The organism is Kitasatospora sp. NPDC015121, from assembly GCF_055562955.1.
Genome location: NZ_JBVHEH010000037.1, coordinates 23,997 through 40,638 on the forward strand (window position 1 = coordinate 23,997; position 16,642 = coordinate 40,638).

17 protein-coding genes are annotated in these 16,642 nt (G+C 61.1%); 12 read left to right on the plus strand and 5 right to left on the minus strand.

Annotated features, from left to right (window positions below):
• Positions 1-5 precede the first annotated feature (5 nt).
• The 7 genes from ACZ3J7_RS35715 to ACZ3J7_RS35745 all read left to right on the plus strand — a co-directional run bounded on the left by ACZ3J7_RS35715 (position 6) and on the right by ACZ3J7_RS35745 (position 6,685).
• Positions 6-1,664: a peptidoglycan DD-metalloendopeptidase family protein gene (locus tag ACZ3J7_RS35715; RefSeq protein ID WP_311052731.1), complete on the plus strand. Its 1,659-nt coding sequence runs from the start codon at positions 6-8 to the stop codon at positions 1,662-1,664.
• Between the two features lie 15 nt (positions 1,665-1,679).
• Positions 1,680-2,258 (plus strand): hypothetical protein, encoded by a 579-nt coding sequence (locus ACZ3J7_RS35720; protein WP_311052729.1) that lies wholly within the window; start codon positions 1,680-1,682, stop codon positions 2,256-2,258.
• Entirely contained in the window at positions 2,255-2,494 is a 240-nt protein-coding gene (locus ACZ3J7_RS35725) for a hypothetical protein (protein ID WP_019749775.1), read from the plus strand. The genes ACZ3J7_RS35720 and ACZ3J7_RS35725 overlap by 4 nt, the downstream gene beginning before the upstream one ends.
• A complete protein-coding gene (locus ACZ3J7_RS35730) occupies positions 2,491-3,042 on the plus strand; it encodes a thermonuclease family protein (protein WP_311052728.1) in 552 nt (183 codons plus the stop codon). The genes ACZ3J7_RS35725 and ACZ3J7_RS35730 overlap by 4 nt, the downstream gene beginning before the upstream one ends.
• Entirely contained in the window at positions 3,042-4,955 is a 1,914-nt protein-coding gene (locus tag ACZ3J7_RS35735; protein ID WP_311052726.1) for a type IV secretory system conjugative DNA transfer family protein, read from the plus strand. Before ACZ3J7_RS35730 ends, ACZ3J7_RS35735 begins: the two co-directional genes overlap by 1 nt.
• Positions 4,952-5,668 (plus strand): DUF4913 domain-containing protein, encoded by a 717-nt coding sequence (locus ACZ3J7_RS35740; RefSeq protein WP_311052725.1) that lies wholly within the window; start codon positions 4,952-4,954, stop codon positions 5,666-5,668. The genes ACZ3J7_RS35735 and ACZ3J7_RS35740 overlap by 4 nt, the downstream gene beginning before the upstream one ends.
• A 63-nt stretch (positions 5,669-5,731) precedes the next feature.
• Positions 5,732-6,685: a hypothetical protein gene (locus ACZ3J7_RS35745; RefSeq protein WP_311052724.1), complete on the plus strand. Its 954-nt coding sequence runs from the start codon at positions 5,732-5,734 to the stop codon at positions 6,683-6,685.
• 74 nt (positions 6,686-6,759) lie between these two features.
• Here the strand turns inward: ACZ3J7_RS35745 and ACZ3J7_RS35750 are convergent, their stop codons facing one another.
• Together ACZ3J7_RS35750 and ACZ3J7_RS35755 are read right to left on the minus strand one after the other, a co-directional pair.
• Positions 6,760-7,674 carry a hypothetical protein gene (locus tag ACZ3J7_RS35750; RefSeq protein WP_311052723.1) on the minus strand — a complete coding sequence of 305 codons (915 nt, stop codon included), beginning with the start codon at positions 7,672-7,674 and terminating at the stop codon, positions 6,760-6,762.
• A 192-nt stretch (positions 7,675-7,866) separates the two neighbouring features.
• Positions 7,867-8,022, minus strand: coding sequence for a hypothetical protein (locus ACZ3J7_RS35755; RefSeq protein WP_185993519.1), 156 nt, complete (start codon positions 8,020-8,022; stop codon positions 7,867-7,869).
• 128 nt (positions 8,023-8,150) lie between these two features.
• On the opposite strand from ACZ3J7_RS35755, the gene ACZ3J7_RS35760 reads away from it, so the two are divergent.
• From ACZ3J7_RS35760 to ACZ3J7_RS35780, 5 genes are all read left to right on the plus strand, one after another.
• Complete coding sequence (locus ACZ3J7_RS35760; RefSeq protein WP_138874149.1) at positions 8,151-8,528, plus strand: transcriptional regulator; 378 nt, start codon at positions 8,151-8,153, stop codon at positions 8,526-8,528.
• The gene (locus ACZ3J7_RS35765) at positions 8,506-9,102 is read left to right on the plus strand and encodes an ImmA/IrrE family metallo-endopeptidase (protein WP_396316437.1); all 597 of its coding nucleotides are present in this window, start codon (positions 8,506-8,508) and stop codon (positions 9,100-9,102) included. Before ACZ3J7_RS35760 ends, ACZ3J7_RS35765 begins: the two co-directional genes overlap by 23 nt.
• Before the next feature lie 333 nt (positions 9,103-9,435).
• Complete coding sequence (locus ACZ3J7_RS35770; protein ID WP_311052720.1) at positions 9,436-11,073, plus strand: integrase; 1,638 nt, start codon at positions 9,436-9,438, stop codon at positions 11,071-11,073.
• A 360-nt stretch (positions 11,074-11,433) separates the two neighbouring features.
• Positions 11,434-11,907 (plus strand): hypothetical protein, encoded by a 474-nt coding sequence (locus ACZ3J7_RS35775; protein ID WP_465627504.1) that lies wholly within the window; start codon positions 11,434-11,436, stop codon positions 11,905-11,907.
• A complete protein-coding gene (locus tag ACZ3J7_RS35780; protein WP_138874145.1) occupies positions 11,900-13,048 on the plus strand; it encodes a helix-turn-helix domain-containing protein in 1,149 nt (382 codons plus the stop codon). Before ACZ3J7_RS35775 ends, ACZ3J7_RS35780 begins: the two co-directional genes overlap by 8 nt.
• Positions 13,049-13,097: 49 nt before the next feature.
• Here the strand turns inward: ACZ3J7_RS35780 and ACZ3J7_RS35785 are convergent, their stop codons facing one another.
• From ACZ3J7_RS35785 to ACZ3J7_RS35795, 3 genes are all read right to left on the minus strand, one after another.
• Positions 13,098-13,691, minus strand: coding sequence for a DUF4145 domain-containing protein (locus ACZ3J7_RS35785; RefSeq protein WP_353802432.1), 594 nt, complete (start codon positions 13,689-13,691; stop codon positions 13,098-13,100).
• Between the two features lie 479 nt (positions 13,692-14,170).
• Positions 14,171-15,775, minus strand: coding sequence for a toll/interleukin-1 receptor domain-containing protein (locus ACZ3J7_RS35790; protein ID WP_311052717.1), 1,605 nt, complete (start codon positions 15,773-15,775; stop codon positions 14,171-14,173).
• Between the two features lie 55 nt (positions 15,776-15,830).
• On the minus strand, positions 15,831-16,586 hold the full coding sequence (locus ACZ3J7_RS35795; protein ID WP_311052716.1) for a hypothetical protein: 756 nt from the start codon (positions 16,584-16,586) through the stop codon (positions 15,831-15,833).
• Positions 16,587-16,642: the final 56 nt, after the last annotated feature.

Consider the following 16,642-nt stretch of genomic DNA (forward strand, 5'->3'; position numbering starts at 1 on the left):
CGGTCATGGACGTGAAAAAGATCGGCGCATTCTGCGGCGCCGCGCTGCTGGGTTTGGTGATGATCGTCGTGGTCATCATCGGCCCGGCCACGGAGAATCCCGATTGCGTACCCGGCGGGGGCCGGGTCGGATCGGTGGCTCCCGCCGGCTCACTGGTCAAGCCGACCAAGAGCAGCGAGACCACCGACACGTCGGGATTCGGTGCGCGCTGGGGAACCCAACACCAGGGCATCGACCGCGCCGGTCCCGTCGGAACACCGATCTACGCTTTCACCGACGGCCGCGTTGTCGCTGCCGGCCCCGCCGCCGGATTCGGCAACTGGATCATTCTCGATCACCAGATCGACGGGAAGGTCTACTCGACCGTCTACGGGCACATGTTCGACGACGGCGTTCTGGTCAAGGTCGGTGACCAGGTTTCCGCTGGTCAGGAAATCGGCATGATCGGCAACGCCGGCGAGTCCACCGGCGCGCATCTGCATTTCGAGGTGTGGGACGGTGGCCGTTTGCCCGACGGTGCCGGAACCGCAGTCGATCCGGCGCCCTGGGTCGACAAGGCCGCCGAACCCGGTGCCGCCGCCCCGGCTCCCGCACCAGGACAGGAACCTGCACCGAGCAACCCGGCTGAGCCGGGCACCGGAGGCCTCAATTCCAGTCAGCTCGCTCTCGCGAAGCAAGCGGTGGCCGTCGGGGAGTCGATCGGAGTTCCGGATCAGGGAATCGTCGTCGCCCTGGCCACGATGAGCCAGGAGAGCACGTACCGGATGCTTGCCAGCTCCAACGTCCCGGAATCGCTGCAATACCCGCACGACGGTGTGGGCTCGGATCACCTCTCGGTCAACCAGTACCAGCAGCAGGTCACCATCTGGGGGACCGCGGAAGAGCTGATGAACCCGGTGACCGCGAACGTGAAGTTCTACGACGCCCTGCTCAAAGTGTCGGGGTGGCAGTCCATGCCGGTCACCGTGGCTGCTCAGACGGTGCAAGGCTCGGCGCACCCGGAGGCGTATGCCGACGACGAGCCGCTCGCCCGTCAGCTCGCCGCCCAGTTCAAGGGCGCCGGCAAGGACCTCACGCCGCAAGAGTTGGCCGACATCGCCAAGGTCGGTGTTGCGACCGCGGTCATCGACGGCGGTGTCGGTGTCTGCACTCCAGGAGCCTCGAACTCCGGCGGCCCGCAGTTCAAGCCGGGTGGACCGTTCGGTGCGAATGTCATCGCGGCCGCGTCCCGGTGGATCGGTACGACGTACGCGTGGGGCGGCGGCGATCAGAACGGACCGACCAAGGGCATCAGCGACGGCGGCGGCGCCGGAGATGCGAACGGCGATCCGAACAAAGTCGGCTTCGACTGCTCCGGCCTGACGCTGTACGCGGTGTTCCAAGCCTCCGGCGGACAAATCCTGCTTCCACACTTCACCGGAAGCCACGGCAACCCCGGGCAGCTGTACGACGCTCGGGGACAGGACATTCCGTTCGATCAGAAGCAACCCGGCGACCTGATCTACTTCGGCGCCGGCGGGGACACCCACCACGTGGGCATCTACTACGGCAACGAAAACGGCCAGGACATGCTGCTCAACGCCCCGCAGTCCGGGCAAACCGTCTCCATCATGCCGCTCTCGGGTTGGGCCGGCGAAGACATGTACGTCAAGCGTTTCGGATAAAGGGAGAACACGATCATGACTCGCACACGCAACACTGCGGCCGCTGCCCTGCTGGCCGGGGCGCTTCTGCTCGCCGGATGTGGTTCCGGAGGTGACGGGCACGACAATCATCCCCTCGACGAGGGAGGCCCCGCCGACAGCTCACTGACGACCCCGCCCCCGCCGCCACTGCCGGGTGCGTTCGCCGGAGTCGACCAGAACGATCCGGAATCGGTCATGGTCGGCGCAGCGCAAGCCCTGTTCTCCTACGCCCCCGCCGAGGATGCGAACCAGCTGGCCGCAGCGCAGCGGGCCGCGCCGCTCTTCGACGAGCGGTACTACTCGGAGAACTCCGGTTCCTTCATCGCCCTCGCCCCGATCACCGGCAAACAGTGGCAGAGCTGGGCGAACGAGGGCGCGATCGTCACAGCATCGGCGAGTGTGACCAGCGACGAACACCCGGCCGATCAGCCGGCGAAAGTTTCCCGCGTTCTCGCCGTGACACAAACAGCAACCACACCGGAGGGAAAACCATTGAGCAGCACCACCTTCGCGGCATACATGAGCGCGACCAAACTCGGCGTCTGGCGCGTGAGTGCGGTGGCCGTGCGATGAGCCACGAACTTCTCTACGCGACCGGAACCGCTGCCGGTGAGCCGGCGGCGGCACTGGGCATCGCCCTCGAAACCTTGCAGGAGCTTCTCGGCGAATTGGAGTCGAACAACACTTTCGTTGTCGTGCAGGGACATTCGCACACCATCACGCCCACATCAGTACAGCAGCCAGGGATGATGCGCAGCGAACGCCCCGGCTACATCGCCACAGTCACCACCGTCGTGGAGATCTCATGAGCGGGGGAGCGCACCGGCTGCTGAACTGCGCTGTTGCGCTCGCGGTCGTCGGGGCCGGCATCTGGGGAACGGTCACTGTTCGCGAGTTGATCGCACCGGTCACCGATTCCGCGGCGTCGACGTCGGGTCAGGTGGTCCGGGTCGTCGACGGCGACACTGCCGATGTCCGTTTGGATTCCGGCGAGGATCTGCGGGTCCGGATCTTGGGGATCGACACTCCGGAGACTGTCAAACCCGATGCGGCGGTGCAGTGCTGGGGACCGGAAGCAAGCGCCTGGGCGCACACGACGCTCGACGATGCAGCGGTGACGTTGACGGGCGATCCTCGCTCCGACGACGTCGACCGATACGGCCGATCACTGCGTTACCTGACCTTGCCGGACGGCACCGATTACGGCGTACTTGCAGCTCGGTCGGGCATGGCGCGGGCGTACGTCTACGGCAACACACCTATCGAGAAGACCGCGGAAATAGCTGAGGCGCAAGAGGATGCGCGGTCGGCAGGAATCGGACTCTGGGGTCCGCCGTGCAACGGAGAGGCAAACTGATGAGTACCAGGACAGTGAAAGATCCATCAGCCTCGGACGGGCTGTTGCCGGCCGTTCTCATCGCCGGTTTGGTGGCAGTGGTCGGCGGCAGCGTGTGGGCAGGTATCCACCTCGGGACCGACCAGACCGCGCCGGGAAACCCGATCGCGATCGTCAAGGGCTTGATTCGAGGTGAACTCGTGTGGGAGACCGGGTCGACCCTGGTGGTTGCTCTGGTCCTGGCAGCAGTGATCGCTCTCGTGGTTGCCACGGCCGTGCTGGTGCGGCGGGTGCAGGGGGAGAAGACCCGCATCGACGCGAAAGCGAAGGTCATGGGCACCGGCCGCGACATCAAGGGCATCACCGAAAAGGAATGCCGCTCGATCGCGTACAAGAGCTTGGGCATGAAAGAAGAGCTCAAGGACCGAACAAAAGCGGTCGGGGTGCAGATCGGAAAGCACCTGCTCACCGGTCGGATGCTGCGCGGCAGCTACCAGGATCTTCACTGCGACATCTGGGGACCACGTACCGGTAAGTCCTCCTCCCGGGTCATTCCGGCGATCCTGTCGGCGCTGGGAGCGGTGCTGACCACGTCCAACAAACGTGACGTCGTCGACGCGACTCGGGCATGGCGGTCGGTGCGACTGATCGACCAGGAGAAGGGAAACACGGTCAAGGCCCGGTCGGTGGACTGGGGAACCTACAGCGACCCGGCCAAGCCCGTCGCAAAGGGCAAAGTGCATGTGAACACCCTCGTTCCGCGGAAAGTGTGGGTGTTCGATCCGCAGGGCGTCGCCGGTGAGGAACCGACGTGGTGGTGGAATCCGTTGTCCTGGGTCACCGACGAGGTCAAGGCCGCTGACCTGGCAGAACACTTCGCTGCCGGTGACGACGGAGTCGAGGCGAAAAAGGACCCGTTCTTCGACCCGGAAGGGCAAGACCTGGTCGCCGGGCTGCTCCTCGCGGCCGCCGTCGACAACCGTCCGATCACCGACGTGTACCTCTGGGCGACACAGGAGACCAACGACGAACCTGTCGCAATCTTGAAGGAGGCGGCCGGCGGGAAGTACGCGATGCAGGCGAGCGGCCTGGCGGCGCAGTACAACCAGACCGAAAAACAGCGATCCGGTGTTTTCACCACGGCGAAGAAGATGATTCGCTCGCTCAAGCTCTCCGCGGTCCATCCATGGGTGCGACCGATGGGTCCGGGCGACAACCGCCCGCATTTCGATCCTCGGGCGTTCGTCGCGAACGACGAGACGATGTACAGCCTCTCGCGAGAAGGCAACGGTTCGGCCGGTCCGCTGGTCACAGCTCTGACGGTCGCGATCATCGACGCCGCTGAGCAGCTGGCCACCAGCTCACCGAAGGGCCGTCTTCCCAAGCCGCTGATTGCAGCTCTCGACGAGGTCGCCAACGTGGTTCGCTGGACGAAGCTCCCCGGCCTCTACAGCCACTACGGCTCACGCGGCATCCTGATCATGGCGATCTTGCAGTCCTGGTCACAGGGCGAGGACGTGTGGGGCGCGAAGGGCATGAGCAAACTGTGGTCCGCCTCGAACGTGCGCGTCTACGGCGGCGGCGTCGCAGTCGACGACGGCAACTTCCTCAAGGACATGTCCACCGCGATCGGTGAGCACTGGGAAATCACCGGCTCCGTCTCCAACAGCGGCAACGGTCGCAGCGTGTCCAAGCATCGCAGCAAGGAACGCACCCTCACCGAAGCCGAACTCGAAGCGCTACCCCGCGGCCGCGCGGTCGTACGTTCCTCGGGTAACTCGCCGACGCTGGTGAAGACGGTGCCCTGGTGGGAGGGACCGAACAAGGACGCTGTCGTGGCCTCGATCAAGGTTCACGATCCCGAACCGGAGAAGACCCTGGCGAAGGCCGTCACCAAGGTCGGCGCCGTCGACGCAGTGGAGCTGGTCGCATGAGCACCGATTTCGACTTCCCCGGATTCGCCGACGACTTCGAGCCGCCACCGGAAGGCGCCTACGACGAGGTACCGATCGACGAGGTACCGATCGACGACCCCGCGCCGGCTGTTGATCCTGGCATCGCTGCGCCGGCCGAACCTGCCAGTGCGCTCAGTGCGCAGATGGAAGCGTTCGTGGCGCGGGCGATGGACAAACGGATCAGCCAGGAAGCGGATGCGATCGCGGCGGCGAAGTTCGAGGAGATGCTCACTCCCGAACTGCACACCCAACTCCAAGAAGCTGCACAAGCGCGCCTCGTCGCGCAGCTCGCGGCGGCGCTCAAGGTCCCGGAGGAAGTCGAACCTGAGCCGGAACCGCAGATGGTGTTCGGCTCGGCGGAGGAGTTCCTGCGGGACTGGCTCGCTCCGACGTACCGCCGTCAGGTGATGGACACCCCTTCGCGTGTGTGGTGCCCGCAGTGGTGGAAGCACGAGGAAGCGGTCAACCGCGTTGAAGCTCTCTGGCGGGCGTGGGAGTACCTGCGCCTGGATGCGAAGACCGGCATGAGTGTGTGGTGGCGCGATCACGCCGATCACCACATGGAAAAGCTGTTCGCGGGCGATGGCCCCTTCAAGGCGTGCTCGGCCGAGCGGGGCCACAAAGGTTCCGTGAAGCCGCTGCCTACCGACAAGGCTCCGGACGCACTGTTCCCTGATCAGCGCGAGGCGTGACCTCCGCGAAACCGCTCTTTCGGCCCGCACCCGGCGGACCGGTTCGACGAAAGGTGAGAGCAGATGTCCGATGACGAAGTAGGCACGATCAGCCGCGAAGTGGGCATGGCGATGCGCGTGGCGATGCAGGTGATGAGCCGACTCGCCGAGCAGATGGCACGCTCCCGCGAACAGCGGATGCGCGATGCACAGCATCGCAGCGAACAGGCAACCCGTGAGTACGCCGAACGTCTCAAGGTCGAACGGACGGCCGCCGAGACGCAGCTGCGAGGAGTCTCGGAGAAGCAGTGGTGGGATCAGGCGAAGCCGGAGGCGATCACCGACGCCTACTTGCAGGCAAAGGCGTGGAGCCCTGAATCGGAGATCGCAGCCCAGGCTGCGCACAAGATCCGTTCCGAAGTCCACCAGCGATACGGCTTCGACGTCGACAACGATCAGGCGGCACGGGAGTTCCTCGCGTACGGCCGCGCGTACAAGGACGTCGCAGGTACGGAGCAGAAGCAGGCCGCTCAGGATCGCGTCGAAGCTGGTGCTGCGATGACCGCGGCCGAGAGCGCCGACCATAAAGCAGAACGCGCGGCGGTCGAGCTCGAAGAAGCGAAGACGTGGGCGCGGGAGAACACTCCAGAGTGGTTCGCCGTCTGGGAGCAGACGTACGGCCCGGAGGCGGGGAAGGACGAACGGAGCGACGCAGAGAAAGAGCTTGTCGGGGACTGGCAGCGGTCACAGCCCGAAACGTCGACGGCAGTCGAGGAAGGCAACCGCGCTCAAGGTGACGATGAACGTGGCGAAGCTGTCGAGAAGTACGACTCCGCGGACCGGCGGACCACGTTCGCGAACAGCATGCACGCGGCCGGCGTCGACTCCGAAGCGATCGCAGCTCGAATGTCCGCCGACACTGCGCAGGGACGCCCCGCCCGCGATGCGGTCCGAACCGGACCGGTCAAGCCGCCAGTCGCACGGAAGGGGAAGACGAACAAGTCACAGGGGCGCGACCGCCAACATGCCGGCCGATAGGCAGGTAATCCAAAGAAGCACGAAGGCCCCGCACACAATCTATGCGGGGCCTTCCGTGCTCTCGACCAAGGAAGTCAGGCTACGCGCTGGTGACTTTCGGTCGACGCTCTCCGTGCCCGGACGAAGCGCCGGAAGAGATCAAGCAGGTCGTCGTCCTTGGCATGCGCTCGGTGGGTCATACTGATATTCGTGGCGCGACCACGTTCCAGCCCGGGCTGAATTTTGAGAACATCCTTCGGGGACGTCAGGACCTTACCGTCGCTGGCTACCACCGCACGCTCCATTTGTGCGTAGCTGAGCACGCTCGTTTCGTAATAACGACGCGCAGACATCAACAGCGTAGAGCGGGCCCACGCTCGCGGAACCAAGACAAGCGGCTTTCCGTCCGCAACCGGCAGCATCAGCACCTTGTCCGTCCACCCTCTCGCATGGGGATCCCACACCTGCCTGGTGAATCTCTCGACACGATGTCGGCCAGATCGGAACTGCGGAAATTGCTCGACCATCTCGGCAGTGAAATTGGCCAGCGGTTCAAATACAATTCTCGTGGTGATGTCTGATGTGATGTCGCGATCGATACCCTCGACAAACAGTGGAAGATCCTCGATCTGACGGAGCACACTCACCCTGATCAGCGCCTCAAGTTCAGTGTTAAGGCTCGTCCAGATCCAGGACCCGACTTCTCCGGCCCCACCGTGGCCACTGAAACTATTGGCGGCCAATCCAAGTCGTGTCTCCCATGGCTCAACGAACCGCTGCAACAGTTCGAGGCCTTGTCGACGTGCGACCCCGCCAGGAGTGAGCACGCATCGAGTAACTTCAGCAAAGAAACTCTCAGTACATTGATTTGCCTGTGCAGCAATTGGATCCGTGCCGCCGGCAAGCCGAATTGCATACGGGTCGACGAACATCCTGTTGTCGACCGAGATGTCAACGTCAAGGAAAGGCACGGGATCCGAGATCCCGTAGTAATCGGTAATGAGAGCCACGGCTCCCCCTTCTTAGGTTGTGGCCCAAAGAGGAGGAGGGACTACCTGTCCCAGGAAACTCCTGTACGCTCACGCCGACTCTCCAAAGTCATCGCCGCGCCCTCGGGCCGGTCCTGCCTCGACCTGACGTTTCAGGATCGAGACAGTTAGATGCGGGTGGTCGGCAGACGCCTGCAAGCATCGGCCGACCACTCATTTTTCGTTCCGGACGCCCTTGTGCTGCTGCGAGCTTCCGTTGAGAATCTTTCCGGTGGATGTGTCGCGTTTGAACCAGGTCTTCCCGACCTTGAATTCGCTGCGGCTTTTGACTGCGCCGACGCGATGTCCGCGCCCCGTGTTCTTCGCCATCTCAACTCCTGTTCACGATCTACAGTGTTGCAGTATTACAACACTGTATCGATATCGTACCACATTACGTTTCGGTACTGAAACAGTCTCCTGAGGCGTTAGGATTGCCGAGTGAGAGGAAAAAAGCAATGACACAGGCTGTAGAACTGGAGAAACTCGTAGGTGTTCTGGATTCGCGAATCACGGCGGAACACATTTCATGGAGAACGGCCGCAAGCCAGATTGGCGTGAGCCCGGCCCTCCTGTCTCGGCTCCGAAACGGTCTTCAACCCGATCTGCAGTCCTACGCCAAGATTGTGCGGTGGCTGGATATGTCCGCCGATGACTTCCTCGCCGAACCCGCACATTCAGTTCGTGGAGACGACAGCGACCAACGGGAACTCGAGACAGAAGTAAGTGCACTTCTCCGAGCACGTGCAGATTTGAACGAACAGGACAAGAAGCATTTGGAGGACATTTTCCGCTTGACGTTGGCGCACGTACGTGCGGGCAAAGCTGGATCTTGAGCGACGAATGGCAACGACAAAGAAGGCTCTTCGACAACTCGCCGACGAAGTCAGAGCAGAACTCGGATTGAGTCGGCACGATCCGTTCGACCCGCACATTTGGGCACAGGAGTACGGGGTCCCGTTCATTTCCCTGCACGACGTACCGTTGCCCGCGGAAGCGAGACGCAGATTCATCGTCGATGCGCCGGAACTTTGGTCCGCCGCGCTCGTTCAGAACGGAACGGGTCATGTCGTGATTTACAACCCCGCGCACACGCCGGCCCGAATCCGATCCAACCTGGCGCACGAGGTCGCACATTTCGTTGCCGAACACACCATCTCCGCAGCGTGGGTCGATCAGAGCAGGTGCGCTGGCACCAGCAAAGAGCAGGAGGGAGAGGCAAATGAACTCGCCGGAGCGCTTCTCATTCCCGCTGACCAAGCGTTGCAACACGCGATACGCGGCGCCAACCCGGACGCAGTGGCGAGGCAATACGGCGTCAGCCTGGAGATGGCGCAGTGGCGCATGCGTATCTCCGGTGGCGCGAAGATCGCTTCACGGAGTCGGGCACGGAAAATCCGGGCAACCTGAGACGTGCCCCAAACCGGTGTTGCGCGAGCACCGTAACGAGCACAACGGCCCGCAAGAACTTCTGCGAGCTTTCTACGCAGGAGCCGCCCCGCGCGTGATGCAGTACGGCAACGGACCAGGTAAGTCGTCGGGCGCCAATCCCGCCCCTGAAATCCGCCCCTGGAGGCTTCACCCCACCTGCACCCAACAGATTCTGGACCTCTAGAGGAGAAGCTTTTATCGAACGTATGTTCGATTCAATCGATAAAAAAGCGGGGAATAACTCGAAAGTCATTCCCCAGCTCAAGATGTCAGCGTTTCCGCTTGTGTATGACACTACGCGATGATGCAGAAGTGAGCAAACCTGAAATCGATCCCGCAACGCTGGATCTCACAACCGATCCATACGCCCAGCACATCACCACTCGACTCCTGGACTTCTTTGGCGATACCTCTCCATGGCAGCGGAGACTCTGGGATACCGGGACCGTCACCGCACTGTGCGAGCTGGACGAGGCATCGAGCTGGCGGGCCAAAAGCGTGCTGTCATCAGGTGCAGTGAATTGGCTGGCGTCCGACATCATTCGCCTAGCCGGCAAAGACATTGGAGTAGGCAATCGCGAGCTGCGGTCACAATTGACCAGCACCCTCAAATCTGGCGTTCCCCATGGGAGCCGGAACCATAGAACTCTCAGGCAAATAACTGACATGGTGCGGGTGGGCTATGTGGGCCGATGGGGCGCTGCCGTGGGCGGCCCATCTCGACCGTCGCCGGAACGACTCTCCCGAGCTCTCGCATCCCACCTCCTAGATTGTGGCTACAGCATGCGTTTCCTACACCGATGGGTCACAGGCAATGTGTACGCCAACAACTCCCTCGGCGAACTGCTCGACTCCGCTGGGTCACTTTCCGAACACGAAGTTCGGGAATTCGAGGTGATGGTTCCTTTCATCTCCCTACCGGGAATGCAACTTGCCGAAGCCCTACCCGAGTGGCGCAACGCAGGCGCATTGAATGAATGGGCCCATAAGAGAGCGGCCAAGCTGACCAACACTCCTATGTGCGGGGGATTTTTGTACAAGATCGAGGCCAGGGATCATTTTGGGGCCGGTGACGCCACCAACGAAACTATCGACAGGATCATCGCTCGCAGCAGCTACACCCGAAAGACTGGTCGCGGCGCCAAGATCCCCGAACCTTTTGGGAACGTGTGGGTCTGGGACGGCAGCGAATGCCATGAGGTCGCATTGCAGCCGCCCGGGCGCGGCGCATTCGTCCTCTCTCTACAGACCGAGAAACAGGTTTACAACGTCTCTCGTCCTACCGCACTGGATGACGCACTCGAACTCGCCGCTCCACTGAACTACGGATCCCCTGGGCCAGCGATCTCAGGAGGGTGGGCCGCCATTGAGGCACTCCTCATCGCGCCCGGGGATAACGAGGACACCAAAGAAGGGCGTGGAGCCGTCGCGGCTGATCGTATGGCCGCCTTGGTGTCCTGCTCCTGGCCAAGAGGTGAACTGACATCGCTCTCTCACAAACATGCCCCCAACACGCCAGATCGCCTAGCGCTAGAACTGGGGAATGTTTCGACCAATCGCGAGCGGGCCGTACTGGTCGCTGATGCACTTAAATCAGGTCGTTCACTCGAGCTAACACGACCCTCTGACATCGCAGCAGCCCAACGGATGCAGAGCCTGGTAAACAATCCGCGCAGCACGCTTGGCGACGTAACGAAACATGTCACGACAGCACTTCGGCGGCTGTACAGACAACGCAACCTCTTGATGCACGGGGGTTCCACCAACTCTGTTGCCCTGCAAGCCACCCTACGAACAGCTGCACCTTTAGTCGGCGCTGGACTTGACCGAATCATCCACGCCTCACTGAACGATGGGGTTGATCCACTGTCTTTAGCATCACGCGCCCTACTCAACCTTCGGTTGGTCGGCGGCGATGACGGGCGACACCTGGCAGACCTTCTCGAGTAATCCCGGCTGCGGACCAACTCGGAATCAACTACCCAAACCTGAAGTCAAGTAGCCATATGTGGTTCAAAACTAAAGTCATATGATAGGTTTCTGGACTAAGACTTAGGAGGAGCTGTGGATGCTGGCCGTAGGTGGGCGCTGGAGACTTTCGGTGAGTACGGCCCCCATATTAGGGAGCAAGTTGCCCAACACATTCGCAGTGAACACGAGGCTTCATTGGATGCGCAGGAAGCATCCGGACACCGATCAAAGAGGGTTTACGGCGAGTTCTGGAGTGGCGTTCTCGAGCGTTTCGAGACCTTCGGCAAGTTGCCCGACGCGGCACTCGTTCGACCAGGTCGGGCCCCATACAAAATTCCAGTGATCAAGGGTGTCGCACTGTTCCCATGGCGGTTCTCCAACAACAAGGACACTGGTCTCGGCGAGATTCCGTTCGGCACTTCTGAAGCTCGAATTGCAATGACTGAATTGCCTACTCCTGCAACGCAAGGGGCGCTGGATTTGAACCTGCCTGATGCCGGACTTTCGGGATCAGACAGGGCAATGCTCGAAGAGTTCCAGCTAATCGCAGATGACAGCTCCGTACCTTCGGGACGCCTCGTGGTCGTCGCAGTATCCAGTTCTAGCCGCGGCTTGTTCTCAGTTGAGTGGGGGGAAGTCCAGCTCCGCGCGAATCGTTGCGTTGAGTGGATGGATTTCACGGAAAGTCTGCTACCGGTTCAGCAGACGAAACCAGTCTCGATCACACCAACACGGACTTTCACGTCAGGAGCATTGCCCCCAAAGTTCCCTCGGAATCCAGTAGAGAGGTCAGGCGAATCACACGATGGCTGACACCGGCAACCGTGAACCGGAACTCTCACTCTTTAGCCGGGATGTCCAATCCGAGCTTGCTGTCATAGCGGACGCATTTGAGCCAGCGCGACTCACCCAAGCCCGGGTATTGGCTGAACTAACCAAGTCAGAGCTCGCAGATGCGGTGGGCGTTTCGGCGGCAGCGATTGGGCAGTACGAGTCCGGTATCAACAAACCGCGACAGGAACTGTTACCCGGCCTATCCAAATCCCTATCAGTGCCGGTGCAGTTCTTCGCCACAGGGCGCCCGTTTGGGCATCTCGATACAACCGATGCGCATTTTCGGAGCCTACGGTCTACCCGCGCGAAGGATCGAGCCAAAGCTGCCGCACACGCAGAACAACTCTGGGAGCTCACACATGCGCTCGAAAAGCGTGTGAAGTTCCCCGATCTAGATCTTCCTGAAATCGAGGAAGGGACTTCGCCGGTCTACGCCGCTCAACTCTTACGTCAGCATTGGAGGGTCCAGCGAGGCCCCGTGCCCCACCTCGCCGCCACGATGGAATCACGCGGTCTCGTAATATGTCTCATCCCATTGACCAACGAATCAGTCAGCCGCGTCAAAGCATATTCCACCAGAACACTGGGCCGCCCATTGGTGATTGTTACTCCTGAGCGCTTCAAATCCGTATACGAATACCGATTCACATGCGCTCATGAGATCGGCCATCTACTCATGCACCCCAGCCCGCTTCCTGGGGATCGTCAGCAGGAGCGTGAAGCGGATCAATTCGCTGCCGAATTTCTCACCCCACGGACGGAGATAGAGCCGCTGCTGCCTAGGACTGCTCGTATCGCGTCCTTAGAACAGCTAAGCGGAACATGGGGCGTATCCGTTGAGTCGTTGATCTACAGGATGGGGGAACTTCAGCTAGTAGGGGACGCGTCAATCCGCCGAGCCCATCAGCGTCTCGCTGAGATGGCTGGCCTTCGGCGAGAAGAACCGCTGACCTCATATCCTGGTGAGATGCCCAGCCTTCTACACGAAGCGCTGGAATTGACGGGGCAGATGGGTTTCTCACGTGCCGATCTCGCGGAAGAGCTGTGCTGGACTCAGCGCCACCTAGCAAACATCCTCGGTGAAACGGATACGAGACCTGCTCTCCGCGTAGTCCGTTAGCGGTGGCGCTTATCGTCTTGCCGATCAGGCACTGGCCGTCGGCCGGATTTTATGTCGAAGCAGCCTTCTTGGCCTCGCGTGCACTTTTGGCTCGTTCGATGCGTTTCGGCGTCTGAAACACTTCGTCGAGAAAGATGGACATCATGTTGAGGATCTCGTCGGCCTCTTCCGCGATCACATCGTCGATGAAATCACCGTGGGCCATGTCATTGCCCAGAAATCGAATCTCATGTGCGGCTTCCTGAATGCTCGCCCGGATGTGGCCATGTTCAGCAAGGGTGTCGATCTTGGTCGCCAGATTTCCCTTGACGATTTCCTTCTCCTTGCAAGTGGCTTCGATTACTGATCGAGACATCAGTACGGCGGCACGGAGGGCATTGAAACTTCGACACCGGTAGGCCTCGTCTGCCGCGGAGGCGATATGCGTCGGTACATCAGGGAAGTCTCGACCACTTGCACGTTCCGGGTACCAGACCGATATGTCCGCAGTGGAGTGGACCGAAGAGGCGGACACACCCCGCGTTGCGGTCCCGCCTACACCCGCACTGGGCCATTTGCAGTTATCGCACGTATACAAACCCGCAATGGGGTCACCCTCCCGCTCACCGTTGGGATTCAACACTTGCGTGTAAACGAGCGTCATGTGTGAGGACTTTTCACAATGCCAACAAACTCTGTTCGCCATGGCACAAAGACTAAGCGACGCTCCTACGGTGAAACCCATTTCATTGACACCTGGTCGGCGTCAGAAATCGCGTTCAATCTCACGGTCGTGATGCGCGCCATTCCGCAACGGCTTCTCCCGAACTGGTGGGGGTGTTTTCCCGTTTTCCTTGCGCAGGCGGGGGAGTGTGAGGTCCTTACCGAGGCGTCCGCCGTAGAAGATCGGCTTGGCATCAGCCCCGGGCGCGAGGCCGTCCCGCTTGCGATGCGGTCCGAACCGGGGCCGGGCCGGGTAAGACTCTGGTCGCGTGGAAGGGGAAGCCGAACAAGTCGCAGGGGCGCGACCGTCAACATGCTGGTCGTTGACTGGCTGTAGAGCTGAGATGACGCAGGGCCGAGGTAGACTTTGCTGCCTCGGCCCTGCGTTGTCGGCGTGCTTCTCGGGCTGTACTGAGACTGCTAGCGGTTACGCATCAGGTGATCCTCGGTCAATCGTCTGACCTCTTGCGAGGCGGCTTTTGCGCGGTCTGGCGAACCGCCGAACAACCCACTGTGCAACGGCAACCAGTCGCCGCCGGCTCTCTCGCATTCATCGAGGTATCTCGACCACACGGAATTCGATTCATCGAAGGCGGCGGTGCGTTGCGCGAATGTACCCAGCCATGGATCGGCGTGAACACGACCGCTGTCTTTGATGTCGACGGTAATCATCGAGAAGAGCACCTCTGCTTGATCGAACAGCTTCTCGTACTCCGACGAGGAAACCCCAGCGCTGTCGAAGTTCCGCCGCAGTGTCTCTCGCAAGTACCGAGATGCGGGAAACCGGACTCCTTGGCGGAGCCGGCCTGACACAATCGCCCCGAGCATCTCATCCGTCAGAAATCCTTGCTGATGCGCGAACAGCGTTTGAGTGATCTCCGCGGTGCGAAGAGAGTAGTACGGAGAAGCACCGACGATCATGGGGCGATGGGAGGTAACTCCTCCGAACTGCTCTGACACATCAAGCTGAGCCTCGCAGCTCAAGGTCTGAATCATTCGATAGTTTCCCTCGCGAAGGGCAGCGATCGTGGCGGCGTACATCAAAAGTGTCGTCGGAAACAGTGCCAAGCCCGTCAAGTATTCGGCGCGCATTGGCTGGATAATCGATCCAGGCTTCGACGCGTCGACTCGAGTCGCTGCGATGTCCTCGAGCGCTCGTCGGAAGACCGGAACATAGTCCACACCCCACAGGCCCCCTCGAATGAAGAGGTCAACTGCCGGATCGACCAAGTCGCGGTAGGTCTCGGCACCCTCTACCATCTGCCTTACCCGACTCGCGGAGTCGCTTCCGGGAACGAATGCGGGAGGGAACTTGTCGATGTCCTGAAGTCCGGCGAATACCGGTCGCAGGATTTCCCGTACGGCGCGATCGACTCGCGGTTGCGGGCCTCCTGTACTGAGCATGTCCTCCAACTCGTGAATACGAGACTCAACGGACGGCGTTGCAGTGACAGTTGCCGTCGACTCAGCGGGACGGACTGACAACGCCCCGACTGTCGCAGTCGAATCAATACCTGCTGGTGCGGCCGCGAGCCGAGCAGCCCGAGCAGTGTCTAGCTGGTGCAGTTCGTCCACTCGACGCGCGATGGCTTTAGCAAGCTCCTGCCCGTTTTTGATCTTGTCTGCACCAAAGAAGTCTGCAAACTGGATGGCACCGAGATAGTCGCCGCTTCCAATGTCGTAGCTCGGAATTTTCGACTCGTCGAACCGAACATTGAACAGCCACAGATCCTCCGGGCGGCGTCTCCTCAGTTCTATCGATGCGAGGTTCAACTCCTCATTTTGCCCATTGGAGCGTTTGCTTTCGCCGTTCTCGGAGAAACACATCACGGCAACGGCGCTATCTCGAAGTGCTGTCTCGATCGTCCTTTTCCACCGTGTACCCACAGATATGGACGTTCGATCCAGCCACACCGTCAGCCCTTCCGCTTCCAACAGTGATATGAGCTCGTCAGCGACGGCAGAGTCCTCACGAACGTAGGAAAAGAACACGTGGCCCGGGCTCGCGGGTGAAGGTGTCGACACGCGACGATCTTACTGGTCGTCCGGTTTTCAATTACGCCTTTGGTCGAGGCAAGCGTCAGGATGGGCTCATCCGCACGAGCCCTGCAATCTCGTCGTTGAACTTGCCTCGACATGTGGCGTTCCAAAGCGCAACGGCTTCGACATATCCGACCAATGCTTCGGGAGTGGTGTCAATCGGCCCCAGCGGAAGCAATTCCACATCGGCGAGGGTGCCGACCAGCGGCGGCAACGGCTCGGTTCCTTCCCAGGTATCAAGGATTGCTGCCAGAGTTTGTATGTGCGACGTCCACTGCTCGGTCAGGGTCTGCCGCGCAATCGCCTCGCGGCCTACGAAAGAAAGCGGCACGGAATCTCGCCGCAGTTCGGGAGCTTCGGCGTAGGTGGAGATGCGAAGTAGGTGGTAAGTGGCAACGGACCTCGCGGCGAGAGTCAGATGCGATTGTCCGAGTGCGATCTGGAGGTCACGGGCCGACCGTGAGAGCCTCTCGAACACTTCTTTGGATCGGGTGAAGATCGCCCGGAAGTTGGCTTCGTCGGTGCCATCTCGGCCGTACGAGCGATTGATCTCGACAAGCTCTGTCATCGCCTGGCGGGCGTCCTCTACAAATCTCCGTGCGAATGCCCGTCGGCGTTCCTCTGCGACCAGGAGGCGGTCGTGTGCGAACTGCTCGGCGATCAGGTTCCGGTCGTGCTTGAACTGCGCTTTGAGGAATCGGTACGCCACGTACAAAGCGATGAGCGAAAGGAGCAACGGAAGCCCGGTGTCCGCGATCCACTCGGCGTTCCAAATCTGCGACCAGAAGTTCTTCACGGCACATTTGAGCACAACAGCCCGACACCGGTTCGCATTCTGTGCGGCGGCGGCAA